The organism is Kitasatospora sp. NPDC093102 (assembly GCF_040683915.1).
Taxonomy (GTDB): domain Bacteria; phylum Actinomycetota; class Actinomycetes; order Streptomycetales; family Streptomycetaceae; genus Kitasatospora.
The window spans coordinates 33,880-47,667 of the sequence record NZ_JBFBFA010000042.1 but is presented as its reverse complement, the minus strand read 5'-3'; the positions used below and the strand labels follow the sequence as shown (position 1 = coordinate 47,667).

General features: G+C 74.7%; 15 protein-coding genes and 1 pseudogene. 7 read left to right on the top strand and 9 right to left on the bottom strand.

The annotated features are described in order from the left end of the window. Window positions 1-152: 152 nt before the first annotated feature. A complete protein-coding gene (locus tag AB0O11_RS32490; RefSeq protein ID WP_363394204.1) occupies window positions 153-692 on the top strand; it encodes a GNAT family N-acetyltransferase in 540 nt (179 codons plus the stop codon). Here AB0O11_RS32490 and AB0O11_RS32485 read toward each other — a convergent pair. Continuing rightward, window positions 664-1,614, bottom strand: coding sequence for a carbohydrate kinase (locus AB0O11_RS32485; RefSeq protein ID WP_363394201.1), 951 nt, complete (start codon window positions 1,612-1,614; stop codon window positions 664-666). The genes AB0O11_RS32490 and AB0O11_RS32485 overlap by 29 nt on opposite strands. A 337-nt stretch (window positions 1,615-1,951) precedes the next feature. Here AB0O11_RS32485 and AB0O11_RS32480 point away from each other — a divergent pair, with 337 nt between their 5' ends. Together AB0O11_RS32480 and AB0O11_RS32475 are read left to right on the top strand one after the other, a co-directional pair. Then, window positions 1,952-3,505 carry a M1 family metallopeptidase gene (locus AB0O11_RS32480; RefSeq protein WP_363394198.1) on the top strand — a complete coding sequence of 518 codons (1,554 nt, stop codon included), beginning with the start codon at window positions 1,952-1,954 and terminating at the stop codon, window positions 3,503-3,505. Window positions 3,506-3,737: 232 nt separating this feature from the next. After that, on the top strand, window positions 3,738-3,974 hold the full coding sequence (locus AB0O11_RS32475) for a hypothetical protein (protein ID WP_363394196.1): 237 nt from the start codon (window positions 3,738-3,740) through the stop codon (window positions 3,972-3,974). A 38-nt stretch (window positions 3,975-4,012) separates the two neighbouring features. Here the strand turns inward: AB0O11_RS32475 and AB0O11_RS32470 are convergent, their stop codons facing one another. From AB0O11_RS32470 to AB0O11_RS32455, 4 genes and pseudogenes are all read right to left on the bottom strand, one after another. Then, window positions 4,013-5,617 (bottom strand): sigma-70 family RNA polymerase sigma factor, encoded by a 1,605-nt coding sequence (locus AB0O11_RS32470; RefSeq protein ID WP_363394193.1) that lies wholly within the window; start codon window positions 5,615-5,617, stop codon window positions 4,013-4,015. Window positions 5,618-5,816: 199 nt separating this feature from the next. Then, complete coding sequence (locus AB0O11_RS32465; RefSeq protein WP_363394190.1) at window positions 5,817-6,803, bottom strand: CAP domain-containing protein; 987 nt, start codon at window positions 6,801-6,803, stop codon at window positions 5,817-5,819. Between the two features lie 115 nt (window positions 6,804-6,918). Beyond that, window positions 6,919-7,398 carry a GNAT family N-acetyltransferase gene (locus AB0O11_RS32460; RefSeq protein ID WP_363394188.1) on the bottom strand — a complete coding sequence of 160 codons (480 nt, stop codon included), beginning with the start codon at window positions 7,396-7,398 and terminating at the stop codon, window positions 6,919-6,921. A 262-nt stretch (window positions 7,399-7,660) separates the two neighbouring features. Continuing rightward, window positions 7,661-9,033: pseudogene (locus AB0O11_RS32455) on the bottom strand (FAD-dependent oxidoreductase). 373 nt (window positions 9,034-9,406) lie between these two features. Here AB0O11_RS32455 and AB0O11_RS32450 point away from each other — a divergent pair. From AB0O11_RS32450 to AB0O11_RS32435, 4 genes are all read left to right on the top strand, one after another. After that, on the top strand, window positions 9,407-9,667 hold the full coding sequence (locus AB0O11_RS32450) for a ferredoxin (RefSeq protein WP_363394185.1): 261 nt from the start codon (window positions 9,407-9,409) through the stop codon (window positions 9,665-9,667). 96 nt (window positions 9,668-9,763) lie between these two features. Next, complete coding sequence (locus tag AB0O11_RS32445; protein ID WP_363394183.1) at window positions 9,764-10,978, top strand: cytochrome P450; 1,215 nt, start codon at window positions 9,764-9,766, stop codon at window positions 10,976-10,978. 150 nt (window positions 10,979-11,128) lie between these two features. Further along, a complete protein-coding gene (locus AB0O11_RS32440) occupies window positions 11,129-11,293 on the top strand; it encodes a hypothetical protein (protein WP_363394180.1) in 165 nt (54 codons plus the stop codon). A 103-nt stretch (window positions 11,294-11,396) separates the two neighbouring features. Further along, window positions 11,397-11,738 carry a hypothetical protein gene (locus tag AB0O11_RS32435; RefSeq protein WP_363394177.1) on the top strand — a complete coding sequence of 114 codons (342 nt, stop codon included), beginning with the start codon at window positions 11,397-11,399 and terminating at the stop codon, window positions 11,736-11,738. A 138-nt stretch (window positions 11,739-11,876) separates the two neighbouring features. On the opposite strand, the gene AB0O11_RS32430 is transcribed toward AB0O11_RS32435, so the two are convergent. Genes AB0O11_RS32430 through AB0O11_RS32415 form a run of 4 tightly spaced genes read right to left on the bottom strand, consistent with a single transcriptional unit; the run spans window position 11,877 to window position 13,668 of the window. Continuing rightward, window positions 11,877-12,773 carry a hypothetical protein gene (locus AB0O11_RS32430; RefSeq protein WP_363394174.1) on the bottom strand — a complete coding sequence of 299 codons (897 nt, stop codon included), beginning with the start codon at window positions 12,771-12,773 and terminating at the stop codon, window positions 11,877-11,879. A gap of 53 nt (window positions 12,774-12,826) precedes the next feature. Then, entirely contained in the window at window positions 12,827-13,111 is a 285-nt protein-coding gene (locus AB0O11_RS32425; RefSeq protein ID WP_363394172.1) for a DUF427 domain-containing protein, read from the bottom strand. A gap of 59 nt (window positions 13,112-13,170) precedes the next feature. Then, window positions 13,171-13,407 carry a DUF6296 family protein gene (locus tag AB0O11_RS32420; protein ID WP_363394169.1) on the bottom strand — a complete coding sequence of 79 codons (237 nt, stop codon included), beginning with the start codon at window positions 13,405-13,407 and terminating at the stop codon, window positions 13,171-13,173. Between the two features lie 15 nt (window positions 13,408-13,422). Then, complete coding sequence (locus AB0O11_RS32415) at window positions 13,423-13,668, bottom strand: DUF2277 domain-containing protein (protein ID WP_363394166.1); 246 nt, start codon at window positions 13,666-13,668, stop codon at window positions 13,423-13,425. Between the last annotated feature and the right edge of the window lie 120 nt (window positions 13,669-13,788).

Genomic DNA, 13,788 nt, shown 5'->3' with positions numbered 1-13,788 from the left:
GCTCCCCCGCCGTCCACCAGCGCCAATCCCCTCGTCACTCGCGCGGGGCAACGACGCACCGGGGCCCCGCGGCTCCTTTGCCCGGGTGGCCGGGTCCGGACGGCCGGGAAAACCGATTGCGGTGCCGGAGCCGTGAAGTGGATCATGCGCGCATGACGAACACCGCACCCGGCCACTCCGGCCTCTGGACCGTCGCCACGGCCGACGTGACCACCCCCGAGGCCCTGGACCTGCTGCGTGAGTACTACTACGACGTGGCCAACCGCTACTACCGCCTGCACTTCGACCGGGAGGGCACCCCCGAGGAGCTGGAGTCCGGCCTGGACGGCTCCCCCAGCGACGACCTCGCCGCCCCGGGCGGCTCGTTCCTGATCGGCCGTCACGACGGCGTCGCCCACGCCTGCGCCGGCCTGCGGCGGCTCGACGCCACCACGGCCGAGCTCACCCGCGTCTTCGTCCGCCCCGGCCTGCGCGGCACCGGCGGCGGCGCCGTACTGCTGGCCGCCGTCGACCGGGCCGCCCGCTCCCTGGGCGCCGACCGGATCGTCCTCGACACCCGACTCGACCTGGTCGAGGCCCGCGCGCTGTACCTGCGGAACGGGTACCGGGAGATCCCCGCCTACAGCAGCAGGCCGTACGCCGAGATCTGGTACGGGAAGGACCTCACCGCGGTTGCGCGGCCTGGCGGTTGAGCCGGTCCACCCGGCGGCCGCCGGAGTGGGACTGCGGCCCCTCCGCCAGGGCGGTCGTCAGTTCGGCCGCCGAGGGCGGGTTGGCGCCCGGTCGGGCGACGGTGAGCGCGGCCGCCGTCACCGCGTGGGTGAGGCAGGTCGCGAGGTCGGCGCCGGTCGCACGGGCGTGCAGGAAGGCGGCCATGAAGGAGTCACCGGCTCCGACGGTGTCCGCGACCGGCACCGGAACGGCCGCGGCCTCGACGTGTCCGCCCTCGCTGGTGCGGGCGAACGCCCCCTCGGCGCCGAGGGTGACCGCGACCACCGAGGGGCCGAGGGCCAGCCAGCGCTCGGCAACCGCCTCGGGCCGCTCGCCCGGGTAGAGCCAGGCCAGGTCCTCGTCACTGGCCTTGACCACGTCGCTCAGCGCCACCCAGCACTCGACCCGCCGGACGGCCTCGGCCCGGTCGCCCATCAGCGCCGGGCGCACGTTCGGGTCGTAGCTGATCTGTGCCTGCCCGCGCCAGCGCTCCACCAGTGCCAGCACCGATCCCGCACCGGGCTCGGTGACCGCGGCGATCGAGCCGAGGTGGATCGCCGCGGGCGGCTCGGCGAGTTCGGTCGGCGGGAGCGTCCAGCGGATGTCGAAGGTGTAGCGGGCCCGCCCCTGCCCGTCCAGTTCCACCACCGCGGAGGGCGTCCGGGCGACCTCGGCGGCCCGCACCAGTACCCCGGCCGACTCCAGGTGCTGCCGGATCAGCCGGCCGTTGGCGTCCGGCCCCAGCTCGGTGAGCAGCGTGGCCTGGCGGCCCAGTCGGGCCAGCCCGTAGGCGACGTTCGCGGGGCTGCCGCCGGGGTGCACCCGGTCCGGGGCGTCACCCGTGCGGACGATGTCGGCGACGCACTCGCCGATCACCAGAACGGAGGAAGCTGGGCTGGTCACGGCGGCTCCTGGCATCCGGTACGCGGGCGTCGTATCGGATGCCAGCCTACGGGGCGCGTCCGGGCGTGCAGCGCCAGGGCAGAAGAGTACGGCCGCCGGACCTGGCCAGGTTTTCCGACGGCCGTGGCTCGTCCGTCAGGGGACGAAGCACTCCCCACGGTAGACCGCGGGCGGGGGCGCCGCCATCACCTTGGGCCGTCCGGGGGACGACGGCATGTCGTCGAACCGCGCCGGCCGCGCCCGTGCCGGCCCGGCGATCCACTAGCATCCCTGGCCAGGCTCTCCCGTCCGGGCGGCTCCTGCCTCCGCTCCCGCTCGTGAAGCACGGTGATCACCCTTGTTCAGGCCCCGCGCCGGTCTCGTCCTGTCGCTCGCGCTCAGTACGGCGCTGCTGTCCGCGAGCGTGCCCACCGCCGGCGCCGCCGGCGGGCTGGGCGATCCGGTCTTCCCCTCGCTCGGGAACACCGGGTACCGGGCGCTCGGGTACGACCTGGCCTTCGACTACCGGGCCGGGACCAGGACGGTGGACGCCACGGCCGTGCTCACGGTACGGCCCGACCGTACCCTGGCCCGGCTGGAGCTGGACGCGCTCGGACTGACCGTACGCTCCGTCCGGGTCGACGGGCGGCCGGCGGACTTCGCGACCCACGACGAGAAGCTGACGGTCACCCCGGCCAGGCCCTTCCTCCCGGGCGCCGTCACCCGGCTGACCGTCGAGTACACCGCCGACCCGCGCGCCGGGCTGCCGCACACCGGCTGGGTGCCCACCCCGGACGGCTTCGCGGTGGCCGGCCAGCCGAACAGCGCGCACACCGTCTTCCCGTGCAACGACCACCCGGGCGACAAGGCCCGGTTCACCATCGCGGTGACCGCCCCGGACGGTCTCCTCGGCGTCGCCAACGGGGAGTTGGCGGCCACCGAGCAACTCGGCGACGGCCGCACCACCCGCCGGTACGTCTCCCGCGAGCCGATGGCCACCGAGCTGGTCCAGATCTCGGTCGGCGACTACACCGTGCGCGAGCGCACCGGCCCGCACGGCCTGCCGCTGCGCGACGTCGTGCCGACCGCACGCGCCGCCGAGCTGGAACCCGCGCTCGCCCTCACCCCCGGCCAACTCGTCTGGGCCGAAGCGCACCTGGGGCCCTTCCCGTTCGAGACGTACGGAATCCTGCCGGCCGACACGGACGACCCGGCCGCGTTCGCCTTCACCGGTCTGGAGAGCCAGACGCTCACCCTCTACAAGCCGAACTTCCTACGGCAGGCGGAGCCGGCGATCGGCTCGCACATGATGCACGAGCTGGTCCACTCCTGGTTCGGCAACAGCGTCTCCCCCGCCAGGTGGTCCGACCTCTGGCTCAACGAGGGCCACGCCACCTTCTACGCCCTGATGTACCAGTACGAGCGCGGGTGGCCGGACGCCTGGGGCCACACCACGCTGGTCGACCGGATGCGCCACCTCTACGGGATGGGCGACCGGTCGCGGCACGGCTCCGGGCCGGTGGCCTCCCCCACCGCCGCCGGCCTCTTCCACGACCAGCGGTACACGGGCGGCGCGCTGGTGCTGTTCGCGCTGCGGGAGAAGGTCGGGGCGCAGACCTTCGACCGCATCGAGCGCGCCTTCCTCGGCACGTACCGGTACGGCAACGCGACCACCGAGGACTACGTGCGGACGGCCTCGGCGGTGTCCGGGCAGGACCTGCGGGGCTTCCTGGACGACTGGCTGTACGGGCTGCGGACCCCGCCGATGCCGGGGCATCCGGACTGGGTGGTGGGTCCGGTGGGCCTGGTGGGGGCGGCTCCGGGAGCGTCGGCTCCGGAGGCTTCGGCCTGGGAGGGTGGGGCCACCGGGACGGTCGGGCCCGCGGTGGCGCGGGGCTCCGGGACGCTCTGACGGCGCGGCTGGGGCTGCTGGTGTACGCCCGGCGCGCCACCGTGCGTCCGCTCACACCTTGCACGCCCTGACCGGCAGGGGCGGGTGGGGCCATGGTGGTTCCCACGGCCCGCCCGCCGCCCGGCAGAGTCCCGGTCGGCTCGCGGGCCGTCCAACGTCTCCGCGCGCTCCGGTGGCGGCGGTAGCACGCGGCGGGCCGTAACCCTTCCGGCGCAGCCTCGTTGGACCGGCCATGAAGAAGCGCAGCATGCTTGCCGTCGCCTCGCTCGCCGTTGGTGTCGTGGCCTCCCTCACCGCGCCGAGTGCGCACGCCAGTGCCGTGGGCGGGCAGGAGGGGCTGCCCGGGCCGCTGAGCAGCGCGCCGGACGTGGTGTCCGGGCAGGTCGGTGACGCGGGTGGCGTCCTCGGGGAGTCCACCGGCTACGTGACCGGGTCGGCGAACGGCCTGGTGGCGGCCACGCCCGCGTAGTCCCTGCGGTCCACCGCCCGGCCGCCCCCGGCCGCGGCTCAGGACATCGGGGCTCCGAGGTCCTGGGTCCAGTAGGGGGTGCCGGCGGAGCTGGTGGCGAAGCCGACGCCGATGTCCTTGAATCCGCAGTCGAGCATGTTGGACTGGTGGATTCCGCCGTCCATCCAGCGGGCGAAGACGGCGGCCGGGGTGGTCGGGCCCCGGTCGAGGTTCTCACCCCACTGGGACCAGCGGTAGCCGGCGGCGGTGATCCGGGCTTCGGCCCGGACGCCGTCCGGGTTGACGTGGTCGAAGAAGCCGCGGGAGGCCATGTCGTCCGCGTGTTTCTGGGCCGAGCCGTGCAGCCGGGCGTCGATCCGCAGCGGGGGGCAACCGGCCTTGGCGCGTTCGGCGTTGACCAGGTCCACCAACTGGCGCTCCGGGTTGGGCTGCGGTGTCGCGGCGGCGGTGCGGGTCACGGTCGGCGTGGGTGTGGGCGTCGTCGGCGTCGGGCTCTCCGCGGGTATCGGGGTCGGCACCGGTGCCGGGGCGACGGCAGCGGGTGCGGCGGCGGCCGTCGGGGTGTCCTGGGCCGCGGCCGGGGCGGTGGGTTCCGGTGCCGTCGCCCGCGGGGGCTCGCCGGCCTGCGGCCAGACCAGGGCGAGGGTGGTCACGGCGACTGCCGCGGCTGCGCCGCTCGCCAGGACGGCCTTGCGGGCCGCGGTGCCGGCCCAGCCACCGTGACCTCCCGCCCCCGCGTGCGCGCCGGTACCGGTGTGGGCTCCGGCACCCGTTCCCGCGCCGGAGCCCGCGCTGGAGCCCACTCCGGTGGCGGCCGCCGGGGAGGTGACGGTGGCCGCGGCCTGCTGGAAGTGCAACAGCACGGGCGAGTCGAGCGGGATCGGCACCAGGGCGAGGCCGGCCAGCAGCCCTTCGGCCGGGAACAGGTCCCGGCCGAGGCCGCCGCAGTCGGAGCAGTCGCGGATGTGGCGGGCGATGCGCTTGCGCCAGACCGAGTTCGGGGTGCCGTCGAAGCCCGCGGTGAGCTCGGTCAGTTCGGGGCAGCGGGGGTAGGCGCCGAGCGCGCGGACGACGATGCGGCCCGCTTCGAGCTGCTTCTTCATCCGCTGCACGCGCACGGCGGTGTGCTGCGGGGTCAGGTCGAGCGCCCCGGCGAGTTCGGCGCGGGTCAGTTCGCCGGCGGCCTCCTGCCACCAGAGGGCGAGCAGCTCGCGGTCGTCGGGGTCCAGCCAGCGGGTGGCCTCGGCCACCTCGCGGCGCTGGCCGGACAGACCGAGGCGCAGGATGGTGTGGTCGGTGAAGTCGGCCCGGGGGTCGGCGACCTCCCAGGTCTCGTCCAGGCCGCCGACGGTCGGCTGCTGCTGACCGGCGGCATGCCGACGGCGCACCTGGTTCATGGTGATGGCGACCAGCCAGGACCGGAAGGACTCCGGATCGCGGAGCCCGTCCAGGCCGTCCAGGGCCCGGATCATGGTCTCCTGCGCGACGTCGTCCACGTCGGCGTGGCCGCCGAGGGCCCGGCCGGCCACGTTGTAGACGAGCGGCAGCCAGGTGGCGACCAGCGCCTCCCGGGCCTGCCGGTCACCTGCCTGCGCCGCGAGCACCAGGGTGGTCCCGGTCCTGTTCTGCACATCAGCCATCATGGTCCGCGCTCCGTCTTGCCGTGTTTCCGTCCGCCGCTGCCTCCTCGGAGACCCGTGGGGAGTGATCAGATAACAACAATGTGCACGGAATCGGAAAATCGGCCCGGACCGATCGGCCCGAGCCGGGAGGCGGACCGGGCCGGGGCGGGGATCCGAGCGGGGGCGGTCAGTCGCGGACCGCGGCCGGTCCGGAGCCGGTTCACGCCGGGGCGGCGAACACCTGGGTCCACCACGGACCGTTGGTGCCGGTCCGCACGCCCACGCCGAGTTGCTTGAACGAGCAGTTCAGGATGTTGGCCCGGTGGCCGGGGCTGTTCATCCAGGAGCTCATCACCGCGGCCGGGTCCTTCTGCCCGCGGGCGATGTTCTCGCCCCAGGTGCTCCAGCTGTAGCCGGCCGCCTCGATCCGGTGATCGGCGTGATAGCCCTCCGGGCTGGCATGGTCGAAGAAGTTGCGGTCGGCCATGTCGTCGCTGTGCGACTGGGCCGCACTCGCCAGCCGGGGCTCGGCACTGACCGGCCCGCAGCCGGCCTTGGCACGCTCGACGTTGACCAGGTCCACGACCTTCTGGGCGTACGACGGGGCAGCGCCCCCGCCCGCCGGTGCGGCCGCGGCGGTCCGCTCGGCAGCGGCCTGGGCGGCAGGGGCGGTGCGGGTGGCGCTCGGGGTCGTCTTCGCCGCGGAGGCCGTGGGGGTGGGCACGGCGGTCGGGGTGGCGACGGCCGAAGCCGTCGGGGAGGCCGGAGCGGTCGCGGTCGGCGGTGCCGAGGCGCTCGGGGTGGCCGCCGGGTCGGTGGCGGTGGGGGTGGCCGCCGGCGGAACGTCCGGGATCGTTCCGCCGGCGCCGGGCACCTGGATGCCCTCGTGCGTGCCCAGTTCCGCGGAGATCAGCGCGTCGGCGGCCAGCGACTGGCCGGCCATGTCGTGGTCGGTCTGCTTGCCGGCGTACGCCGCGTAGCCCGCGCCGGCCAACGCGGCGAACAGCCCGGTGCCGGCCACCGCGGCGACGACCGCGGCGACCGGCACGATCCCGCCGCGCCGCCGCACCCGCCGGCCCCGGCCGGTGTGCCGCTCGGCAGCCCGCCGCGCCGCCCGGCCGCCGGAGCGGCCGTGGACCCCGCTCCTGCTCTCGCCGCCGGCGCCTCCGCTCGCCGGGAGGATGGTCGTCCTGTCGTCGCTGTTCACGTGGCCACGCTTTCTGTTCCGGGTCGACTGGTCGGGTGTCGACACTTGGGAGACCTCCCGGCGGGACGCCGATAACAGAAACTCCGAACGAATGTCCGGCGGTCGGGCCGCGGGCTCAGCCGGCCGGGGCCTCCGGGGCCATGTCGTAGGTGAGGAACCTGGTCCGGGTGGCGACCTGGTCGTACTTGCCGCGGGCCCGGTAATTGTCCTCGGAGGTGATCCAGCGGACGGTGTTCCACCCGCGTTCCGCCGCGATTTCCCGCAGCCGGCCCAACAGCGCGTCCACCGCTCCGCCGCCCCGGACCTCCGGCGCGACGAACAGATCGTCCAGGAAGCACCCGACGGCCCCGTGCAACGGTCGCGAGAACGGCCGGTAGTGCGCGAGCCCGACCGGTCGGCCGGTCTCGTCCCGCACCAGCAGTCCCGCCAGCTCGTGGCCCGGATCCGTCAGCCAGGACCACACCAGCTCGGCCTTCTCCTCCGGAATCGGCACGCGGTAGAACTCGCAGTACCCGCGGAAGAGTTCATGCCAGCCTGCGTAGTCACCGGCCTCGGGCGCGCCGACGCTCCAGCGGGCCGTGGGGGTGTCGTTCATCTCGGTCTCCATCACTCAGCGGAAGTGCGGACCCCCAGCATGACGCCCCGTCGCCCCATCGCTGATCACCTCCCCGGCCAAGACCACCCGTCACCTGCGCCACTGCGGCGCCTTGCGGCGCCGGCCCGGCTCGGCACCGAGCCGGACGCCGAGCTCGACGAGTCCGGGCGGGGGCGGGACCGCCGACCGCGTCCGTCACGATCACTTCGCGTCGGAGCCGGGCGAGGGCCCGGCTGCCGGGGATGCGGGGCCGGGCGGGCGCTCAGGCCGGGATGAGGGCGTCCCACTGGTCCCGGGTCGGGCCGTCGAACCCTGGCGAGAAGCCGGGGTGGGCGGCCAGCCAGGCGGCGACGTGACGGTCCACCTCGTCGGTTCCGTAGGCCTCCTCGGCCGGTTGCAGGAGATGGCGCACCCGGGCCCTGGCCCGCATGACGACGGGTCGTCGAACGCGCAGGCAGCCAGGGCGCCGGCCCGCCGGTCCGCGGACGGCTGGGCCCCGGTGAGGCGTTGCTCGTTGCCGCGGTCGGCCGTCACCTGCGCGTCGAACCACGGACGGAGGGTCTGCGTCGCCCAGGCGTGGTAGCAGGTGGGGTCCGTGGCGATCCGTTCGACATGGGCGGCGATGTACTGGGCGGCGCGCAGGCCGAGGGCCGCGCTGTGACCCAGGGTGGGGTTGGTGTGGACGAGGCTGTCCCCGGCGTTGATCAGGCCGGTGACGACCGGTCCGGCATCGTCGGCGAGGGCGGTCCAGCGGTTGTCCAGACCGCCCATGACCAGGACGGCCGACTGCGGTTCGGGGTCCAGGTCGAGCCAGGCGGCGGTGGCGGGGAAGCTCCGGGCGACGGCCTCGAACACGGCGGGGTCGGTGAGCGCGCCGCGGGTCGGATCACCCGTGGAGAGCATCACGCTCACCGCGAAGGTGTCGTTGTCCGACGGGAACACGCCGGCGAGCGCGAACGGTGCGGCCGAGCCGGGCTTCACCCGCCCGGGGTCGCGCGGGCCGTCGGCACGCAGGCGGTACCAGCGGCACACGTAGGCGATCCCGGTGCGGTGACTGTCGACCACGGGCGGGCGGCAGCCGGCCGCGACCAACCAGTCGGGAACCGGAGAGCGACGGCCGGAGGCGTCGACGACGAGGTCCGCCCGGTACGTGTCGGTGCCCACCTGCACACCGGTGACCCGGACGGGGTGGCCCTCGTCGAAGGTGAGGGCCCGCACCCGGGAGCCCCGCCGCACCTCGACGGTGGGTTCGCGCCGCACGGCCGCGGTCAGGGCGGCCTCCAGCACGATGCGCCGGGTGCGCAGGGTCACCAGGTCCTCGTCGCCGGCCCGGTGCGGCGGATGCTCACCGAACCAGTCGAAGTCGTGGTACTCCAGGGCACCGCGGGCCAGCAGGTCCGCGTGGACATCGGGGGCCTCGCTCTGCAGCACGGTGCGCACCGGCGCGAGGAACGAGTGGGGCTGGACGGCCTGCGGGACCCGGGGCCTGTGCCAGTGGAGGAAGTCCCGCTCCGGGTCCTCTCCGGCCTGCCGCGTGTCCTGTTCGAACAAGGTGACCGGATGGCCCCGCCGGCCCAGCATGAGCGCCGTCCCCAGCCCGCTGATGCCCCCGCCGACCACCGCAACCCGCGCCACCGAACTCCCCTTCGCGTCGTGTTGCGAAATGATCTTACAACTCGGCGGTCTCCGGGCGGGCCCGGCCCCGGCCGCCGCCGTGCGGGGGTGGGGGCGGGGGCGGATGCTGAGGGGGTGGAGGTGGTGCTGTGGCGGGGCTGCGGGCCGGTCCGGATCGGGTGAGCCGGGGGCCGGGGGGACGTACGCTTGTCCGAGTAACGTCAATTCAAAACCTGCGTCGCCGCCCGGCGGCTCCGACGGGACCCGAATCGGCCATTCTCGGCGATCTCGCCGCGGCACCCTCCGTGGGCGGAGTAGCGACGGTTAGGTTGGCAATGACAACGAGAGGCGGCCGCCGGGCAGCCGGCGGCGCACTGGCGAGAGGTGCCCGACCATGCGGGTGAGTGTCGACCGGGACCGCTGCTGCAGCTCCGGGATGTGCGTCATGAACGTCCCCGACGTGTTCGACCAGGACGACCAGGACGGTCTGGTGAGGCTCCGTCAGACCACCTTCCGGCCCGACCAGTTCGGCGATCTCAGACTGGCCGCCCAGCTCTGCCCGAGCGGCGCGATCACCGTGGTCGAGGACGAGTCGACCGCGGTCGAGGCCGAGGCCGGACCCGCCGGGACGCAGTCCGCCCCGGTCGACGGCTGACCGCCGCCGGTCCCGGCCACCGCAACCGCCCCTGCCGGACGTCCAGTCACCACACGACCCCCATCGGAGAACCTCGCGACACAAGGAGACCCCGCCTTGACGAGCACACCGACCGTCCCCGCCGTCCCACTGCCGTCGCCGCACTCCGCCGGCTGCCCGTTCGGCCCCCCGCCCGCGTACACCGAGGCCGCCGCCACCGCCCGACTGACCCGCGCCGACCTGCCCGGGGGCGAGTCCTGCTGGCTGGCCACCGGCTACGCCGAGGTCCGCACCGTCCTGTCCGACCGACGGTTCAGCGCGGACGTGCGCCACCCGTCCTTCCCCCTGCTGGTCGCCGGCCGCCGGGAGCGGATCGCCGAGAACCCGAGCTTCCTGCGGCTCGACGACCCCGAGCACGCCCGGCTGCGCCGGATGGTCACCGGGGACTTCCTGGTCAAGCGGGTCGAGGCGATGCGCCCGGACATCCAGCGGATCGTGGACGAGGCGCTGGACGGGATGACCACGGGCCGCACCGAGGCCGACCTGGTCGCCGACTTCGCGCTGCCCGTCCCCTCGCTGGTGATCTGCCTGCTGCTCGGCGTTCCGTACGAGGACCGCGAGTTCTTCCAGAGCATCAGCCGGACGCTGCTCAGCAACTCCAGCACGATCGAGCGGCTCCTGGAGGCCCAGGACGAGCTGCTGGACTACCTGGAGGGGCTGACGGCCCGCAAGCGGGAGAAGCCGGAGGACGACATCCTCAGCCGGCTCGCCGCCCGGGACGACCTGACCGTGCGCGAGGTCGCCAGCACCGGCATCCTGCTGCTGATCGCCGGACACGAGACGACCGCGAACATGATCTCGCTCTCCACCGCCCTGCTGCTGGACCGGCCCGGGCAGGTCGCCAGGCTGGCCGACCCGGCCGCGCTGCCCGGCGCGGTGGAGGAGCTGCTGCGCCACCTCACCATCGTCCACACCGGGGTGCCCCGGGTGGCGCTGGAGGACGTGGAGCTGGGCGGCGTGACCGTCCGGGCCGGGGAGGGCGTGATCGCGATGCTCTCCACCGCCAACCGGGACGAGGAGATGTTCGGCGGTGCCGGCCGGCCGCCGGTCGACGAACTGGACCTGGACCGGGACGCCCGGCGGCACATGGCCTTCGGCTTCGGCGTGCACCAGTGCCTCGGCCAGCCGCTGGCCCGCGCCGAGCTCCAGATCGCGCTGGCCACGCTGTTCCGGCGGCTGCCCGGGCTGCGGCTGACCGTCCCCCGCAGCGAGCTGGCGTTCCGCACCGACTCGTTCATCTACGGCATGCGGTCCCTGCCCGTCACCTGGTGACTCCCGGGTGAGGTCCGCGGCCGCTCGCCGGGTCACCCGGCTGGCCCTGGCGCCGGGGCGGGGGCAGGCTGGAAGGGCGAAGAGACACCACCGGCCCGGCCGCGCCCCCGACCCGGCGCGCCCGGACCGGGCTAGGAGACGGAGCCCGCGATGACCGACATGAGCGACCGGTCCAAGGTGAGCACCGAGGACGACGAGGACATCCGCGCCGCGGACCCCGAGGAGGGCGTCCCCTCGATGCAGAACCTGCACGCCCAGGACACCTCCCAGGCGGAGGGCGCCCCCATGCCGGACCAGCCCGGCCAGTCCGGCTGACCGTCCGGCGTACCGACTCGACCGCCCGGTGGGACCGGGCGGTCGCCGCGACCGTGGGTGTCGCCGCTCCGGCGGCGGTCCGCCCGCGAGGGAGGAGAGGCGCATGACCGAACACGACGAAAGCACCCGCCAGGCCCGGCCGCCCGCGGACCCGCGCACGTCGTGGGCGACCTGGACCACCCAGTCGATCATCAGCGGCCCCGGTGGGGTCACCACCACCGAGGTCGGCCCGATCTCCGGCGACCTCACCGTGCACACCACCTGGGTGGACGGCGAGGCGCGGCTGACCGTCCAGTACACCGGTGCGCTGGACTGGTACACGGTCGCCGGCAGCCCGGTGCCGGCGGACGACGAGACCACCGCGCGGGCGATCCACCAGGCGATGGTGAACGGCGTCAAGGCCGGCCGGGGCGCGGGGGCCCCGCCGGCACCACCGAAGCTCTAGGAACCTCCAGGAACAGTGACGAAACGGCGGCGCGCCCGCGATGGGGACCGTCCCGGGCGCGCCGCGCCGCTGCTCCCTGCAACCACGGGCCTGATGCCCCTGCGGCCACGGGCCTGACTGCCGCCCCCGGCCGGCTAGCTACGGAGCCGTCCCGTCCGCGTCCACCGCCCTGCCCCCTTCCTCCGTCCCGCCCTTCGGTGACGGAGCGGCCGAGGCCCAGTAGGCGCCGTCCGACGGGCGGCGCTCGCGCAGGTCCTTCCGCACCTCGCCGGCCAGCCGACGGGTGTCGCGGCGGTTCATGGTGGCGCCGATGCCGGCGCCGACCATCAGCGGGACCACCGCCGGCAGGTGGCGCAGCGAGCTGCGGGTCAGCCGGCGGCGGACCTGCCGGCGCACCTCCGAGCTGATCGCCAGCGCGGCGAAGCCGGCGGGCCGGACCAGCAGGCCCGCGTCGATCCCCCGGCGGTTGGCCCAGGCGCCGAGGTAGGCGCCGGCCCGCTGGGTGGCGGCGCCCTGCGCCGGAGTGCCGTAGACCTCGTGCAGCTCGGCGATCAACTTGATCTCCACGGCCGCCACCGCGAGCGTCTCGGCCGCGATCTCCAGCGGCATCGCGGGCGGCACCGGCAGCATCGCCGCCGCGCCGACGCCCGCGCCGAGCGCACCGGAGGCCCGGACGGCACCGGTGACCAGCAGGTCGGCCAACTGCTCCGGGAAGGCCGCGTCCGGGTACTGCGCCCGCAGCGTGGCGAGGTCGCGCACCGGGATCCGCGGCGCGGCCTGCACCAGCTGTTCGGTCAGGGCCTTGCCGCCGTACACGGCACCCTTGGCCGCTCCCCTCGCGGCGGCGCGGCCACCGTGGGCGAGCAGCCGGGCGGCGTGCAGGACCACGGCCCGGCCGCGCCGCTTCGCCGCGTACTCGGCGACCGGGCCCTGGCCGGCCGGCTGCTCGGACTCCTCGACCAGTTCGGCGATCTGCTCGCTCAGGTCGGGCCCGGGGGCCGGCCGGGAGCGGCCCGGCCTGCGGAAGACTGCCATGGGAATCCGGTACCCCTTTCGCGACGACGGCACCGCCCGGTGCCCCGGGTCGGCTACTCGGCGACCTCCACCCCGCGCCAGAAGGCCACCCGGCCGCGCACGTGCTCGGCCTCGGGCTTCGGGTCGGCGTAGAACCAGGCGGCGTCCGGGTTGGTCCGCCCGTCCACCTCCAGGGTGTAGTAGCCGGCGGTGCCCTTCCAACCGCACACCGTGGTGGTCCCGGAGGGGCGCAGGTACTCGGTGCGCACCGCCTCCGCCGGGAAGTAGTGGTTGCCCTCGACGACGACGGTGTCGTCACTCTCCGCGATCACGACGCCCTGCCAACTCGCTCTGGTCATAAGGCGATTGTGCCCGACGGAAGAGTGCCGCGCCCATGGTTCCCGGTACCGGCCGGCGGTCAGGACAGCGGTTGGGCGTGCACCGGCAGGTGCGGGCTCTGGTGGCCGCCGCTGGCGAGCATCCGGACCTCGCCGGCGTCGCTGATCTCGGCCCGGACGATGCCGCTCTCGTCCTGGTACACCGGGTGGCCGCCCGGGCCGGTCGCGTCGGTGCGGGAGACCACGATGACGTCCTGCGGGGCCTGGCTGCCCGGGGTGCCGGGAAACGTGAGGGCGTAACGCTCGGAGGGCTTCATCACACCGGCTCCCGCCTACCCGGTGGCCTCGGCCGGCGCGACGGCCCGGGCGTGCGAGCCGCGGACCTCCAGCTCGGCGAGCAGCCTGGCGGTGGCCTCCGCGACCGCGTCCACGGCCCGGTCGAAGGCCTCCCGGTTGTGCGCCGCGGGGGCGCGGAACCCGGACACCTTGCGGACGTACTGCAGCGCGGCGGCGCGGAAGTCGTCCTCGTCCGCGTCGGACGTGACGGGGGGTCGCAGCGTCTTGATGTTGCGGCACATGCTCCCAGTCTCGCGCGCGGGAGCCGTGTCGGCGACCCCCTTTCGTCACGCGCACCTCACGGGGCCGTCATCCGGCCGGATTAGGATGCCGGACGAACGAATTCATCCCGCCGCGCCGGA

Coding starts and splice junctions, on each gene's coding strand:
- AB0O11_RS32490 (WP_363394204.1), top strand. CDS start 153: ATGACGAACACCGCACCCGGCCACTCCGGCCTCTGGACCGTCGCCACG.
- AB0O11_RS32475 (WP_363394196.1), top strand. CDS start 3,738: ATGAAGAAGCGCAGCATGCTTGCCGTCGCCTCGCTCGCCGTTGGTGTC.
- AB0O11_RS32470 (WP_363394193.1), bottom strand. CDS start 5,617: ATGATGGCTGATGTGCAGAACAGGACCGGGACCACCCTGGTGCTCGCG.
- AB0O11_RS32460 (WP_363394188.1), bottom strand. CDS start 7,398: ATGAACGACACCCCCACGGCCCGCTGGAGCGTCGGCGCGCCCGAGGCC.
- AB0O11_RS32450 (WP_363394185.1), top strand. CDS start 9,407: ATGCGGGTGAGTGTCGACCGGGACCGCTGCTGCAGCTCCGGGATGTGC.
- AB0O11_RS32440 (WP_363394180.1), top strand. CDS start 11,129: ATGACCGACATGAGCGACCGGTCCAAGGTGAGCACCGAGGACGACGAG.
- AB0O11_RS32435 (WP_363394177.1), top strand. CDS start 11,397: ATGACCGAACACGACGAAAGCACCCGCCAGGCCCGGCCGCCCGCGGAC.
- AB0O11_RS32430 (WP_363394174.1), bottom strand. CDS start 12,773: ATGGCAGTCTTCCGCAGGCCGGGCCGCTCCCGGCCGGCCCCCGGGCCC.
- AB0O11_RS32425 (WP_363394172.1), bottom strand. CDS start 13,111: ATGACCAGAGCGAGTTGGCAGGGCGTCGTGATCGCGGAGAGTGACGAC.
- AB0O11_RS32420 (WP_363394169.1), bottom strand. CDS start 13,407: ATGAAGCCCTCCGAGCGTTACGCCCTCACGTTTCCCGGCACCCCGGGC.
- AB0O11_RS32415 (WP_363394166.1), bottom strand. CDS start 13,668: ATGTGCCGCAACATCAAGACGCTGCGACCCCCCGTCACGTCCGACGCG.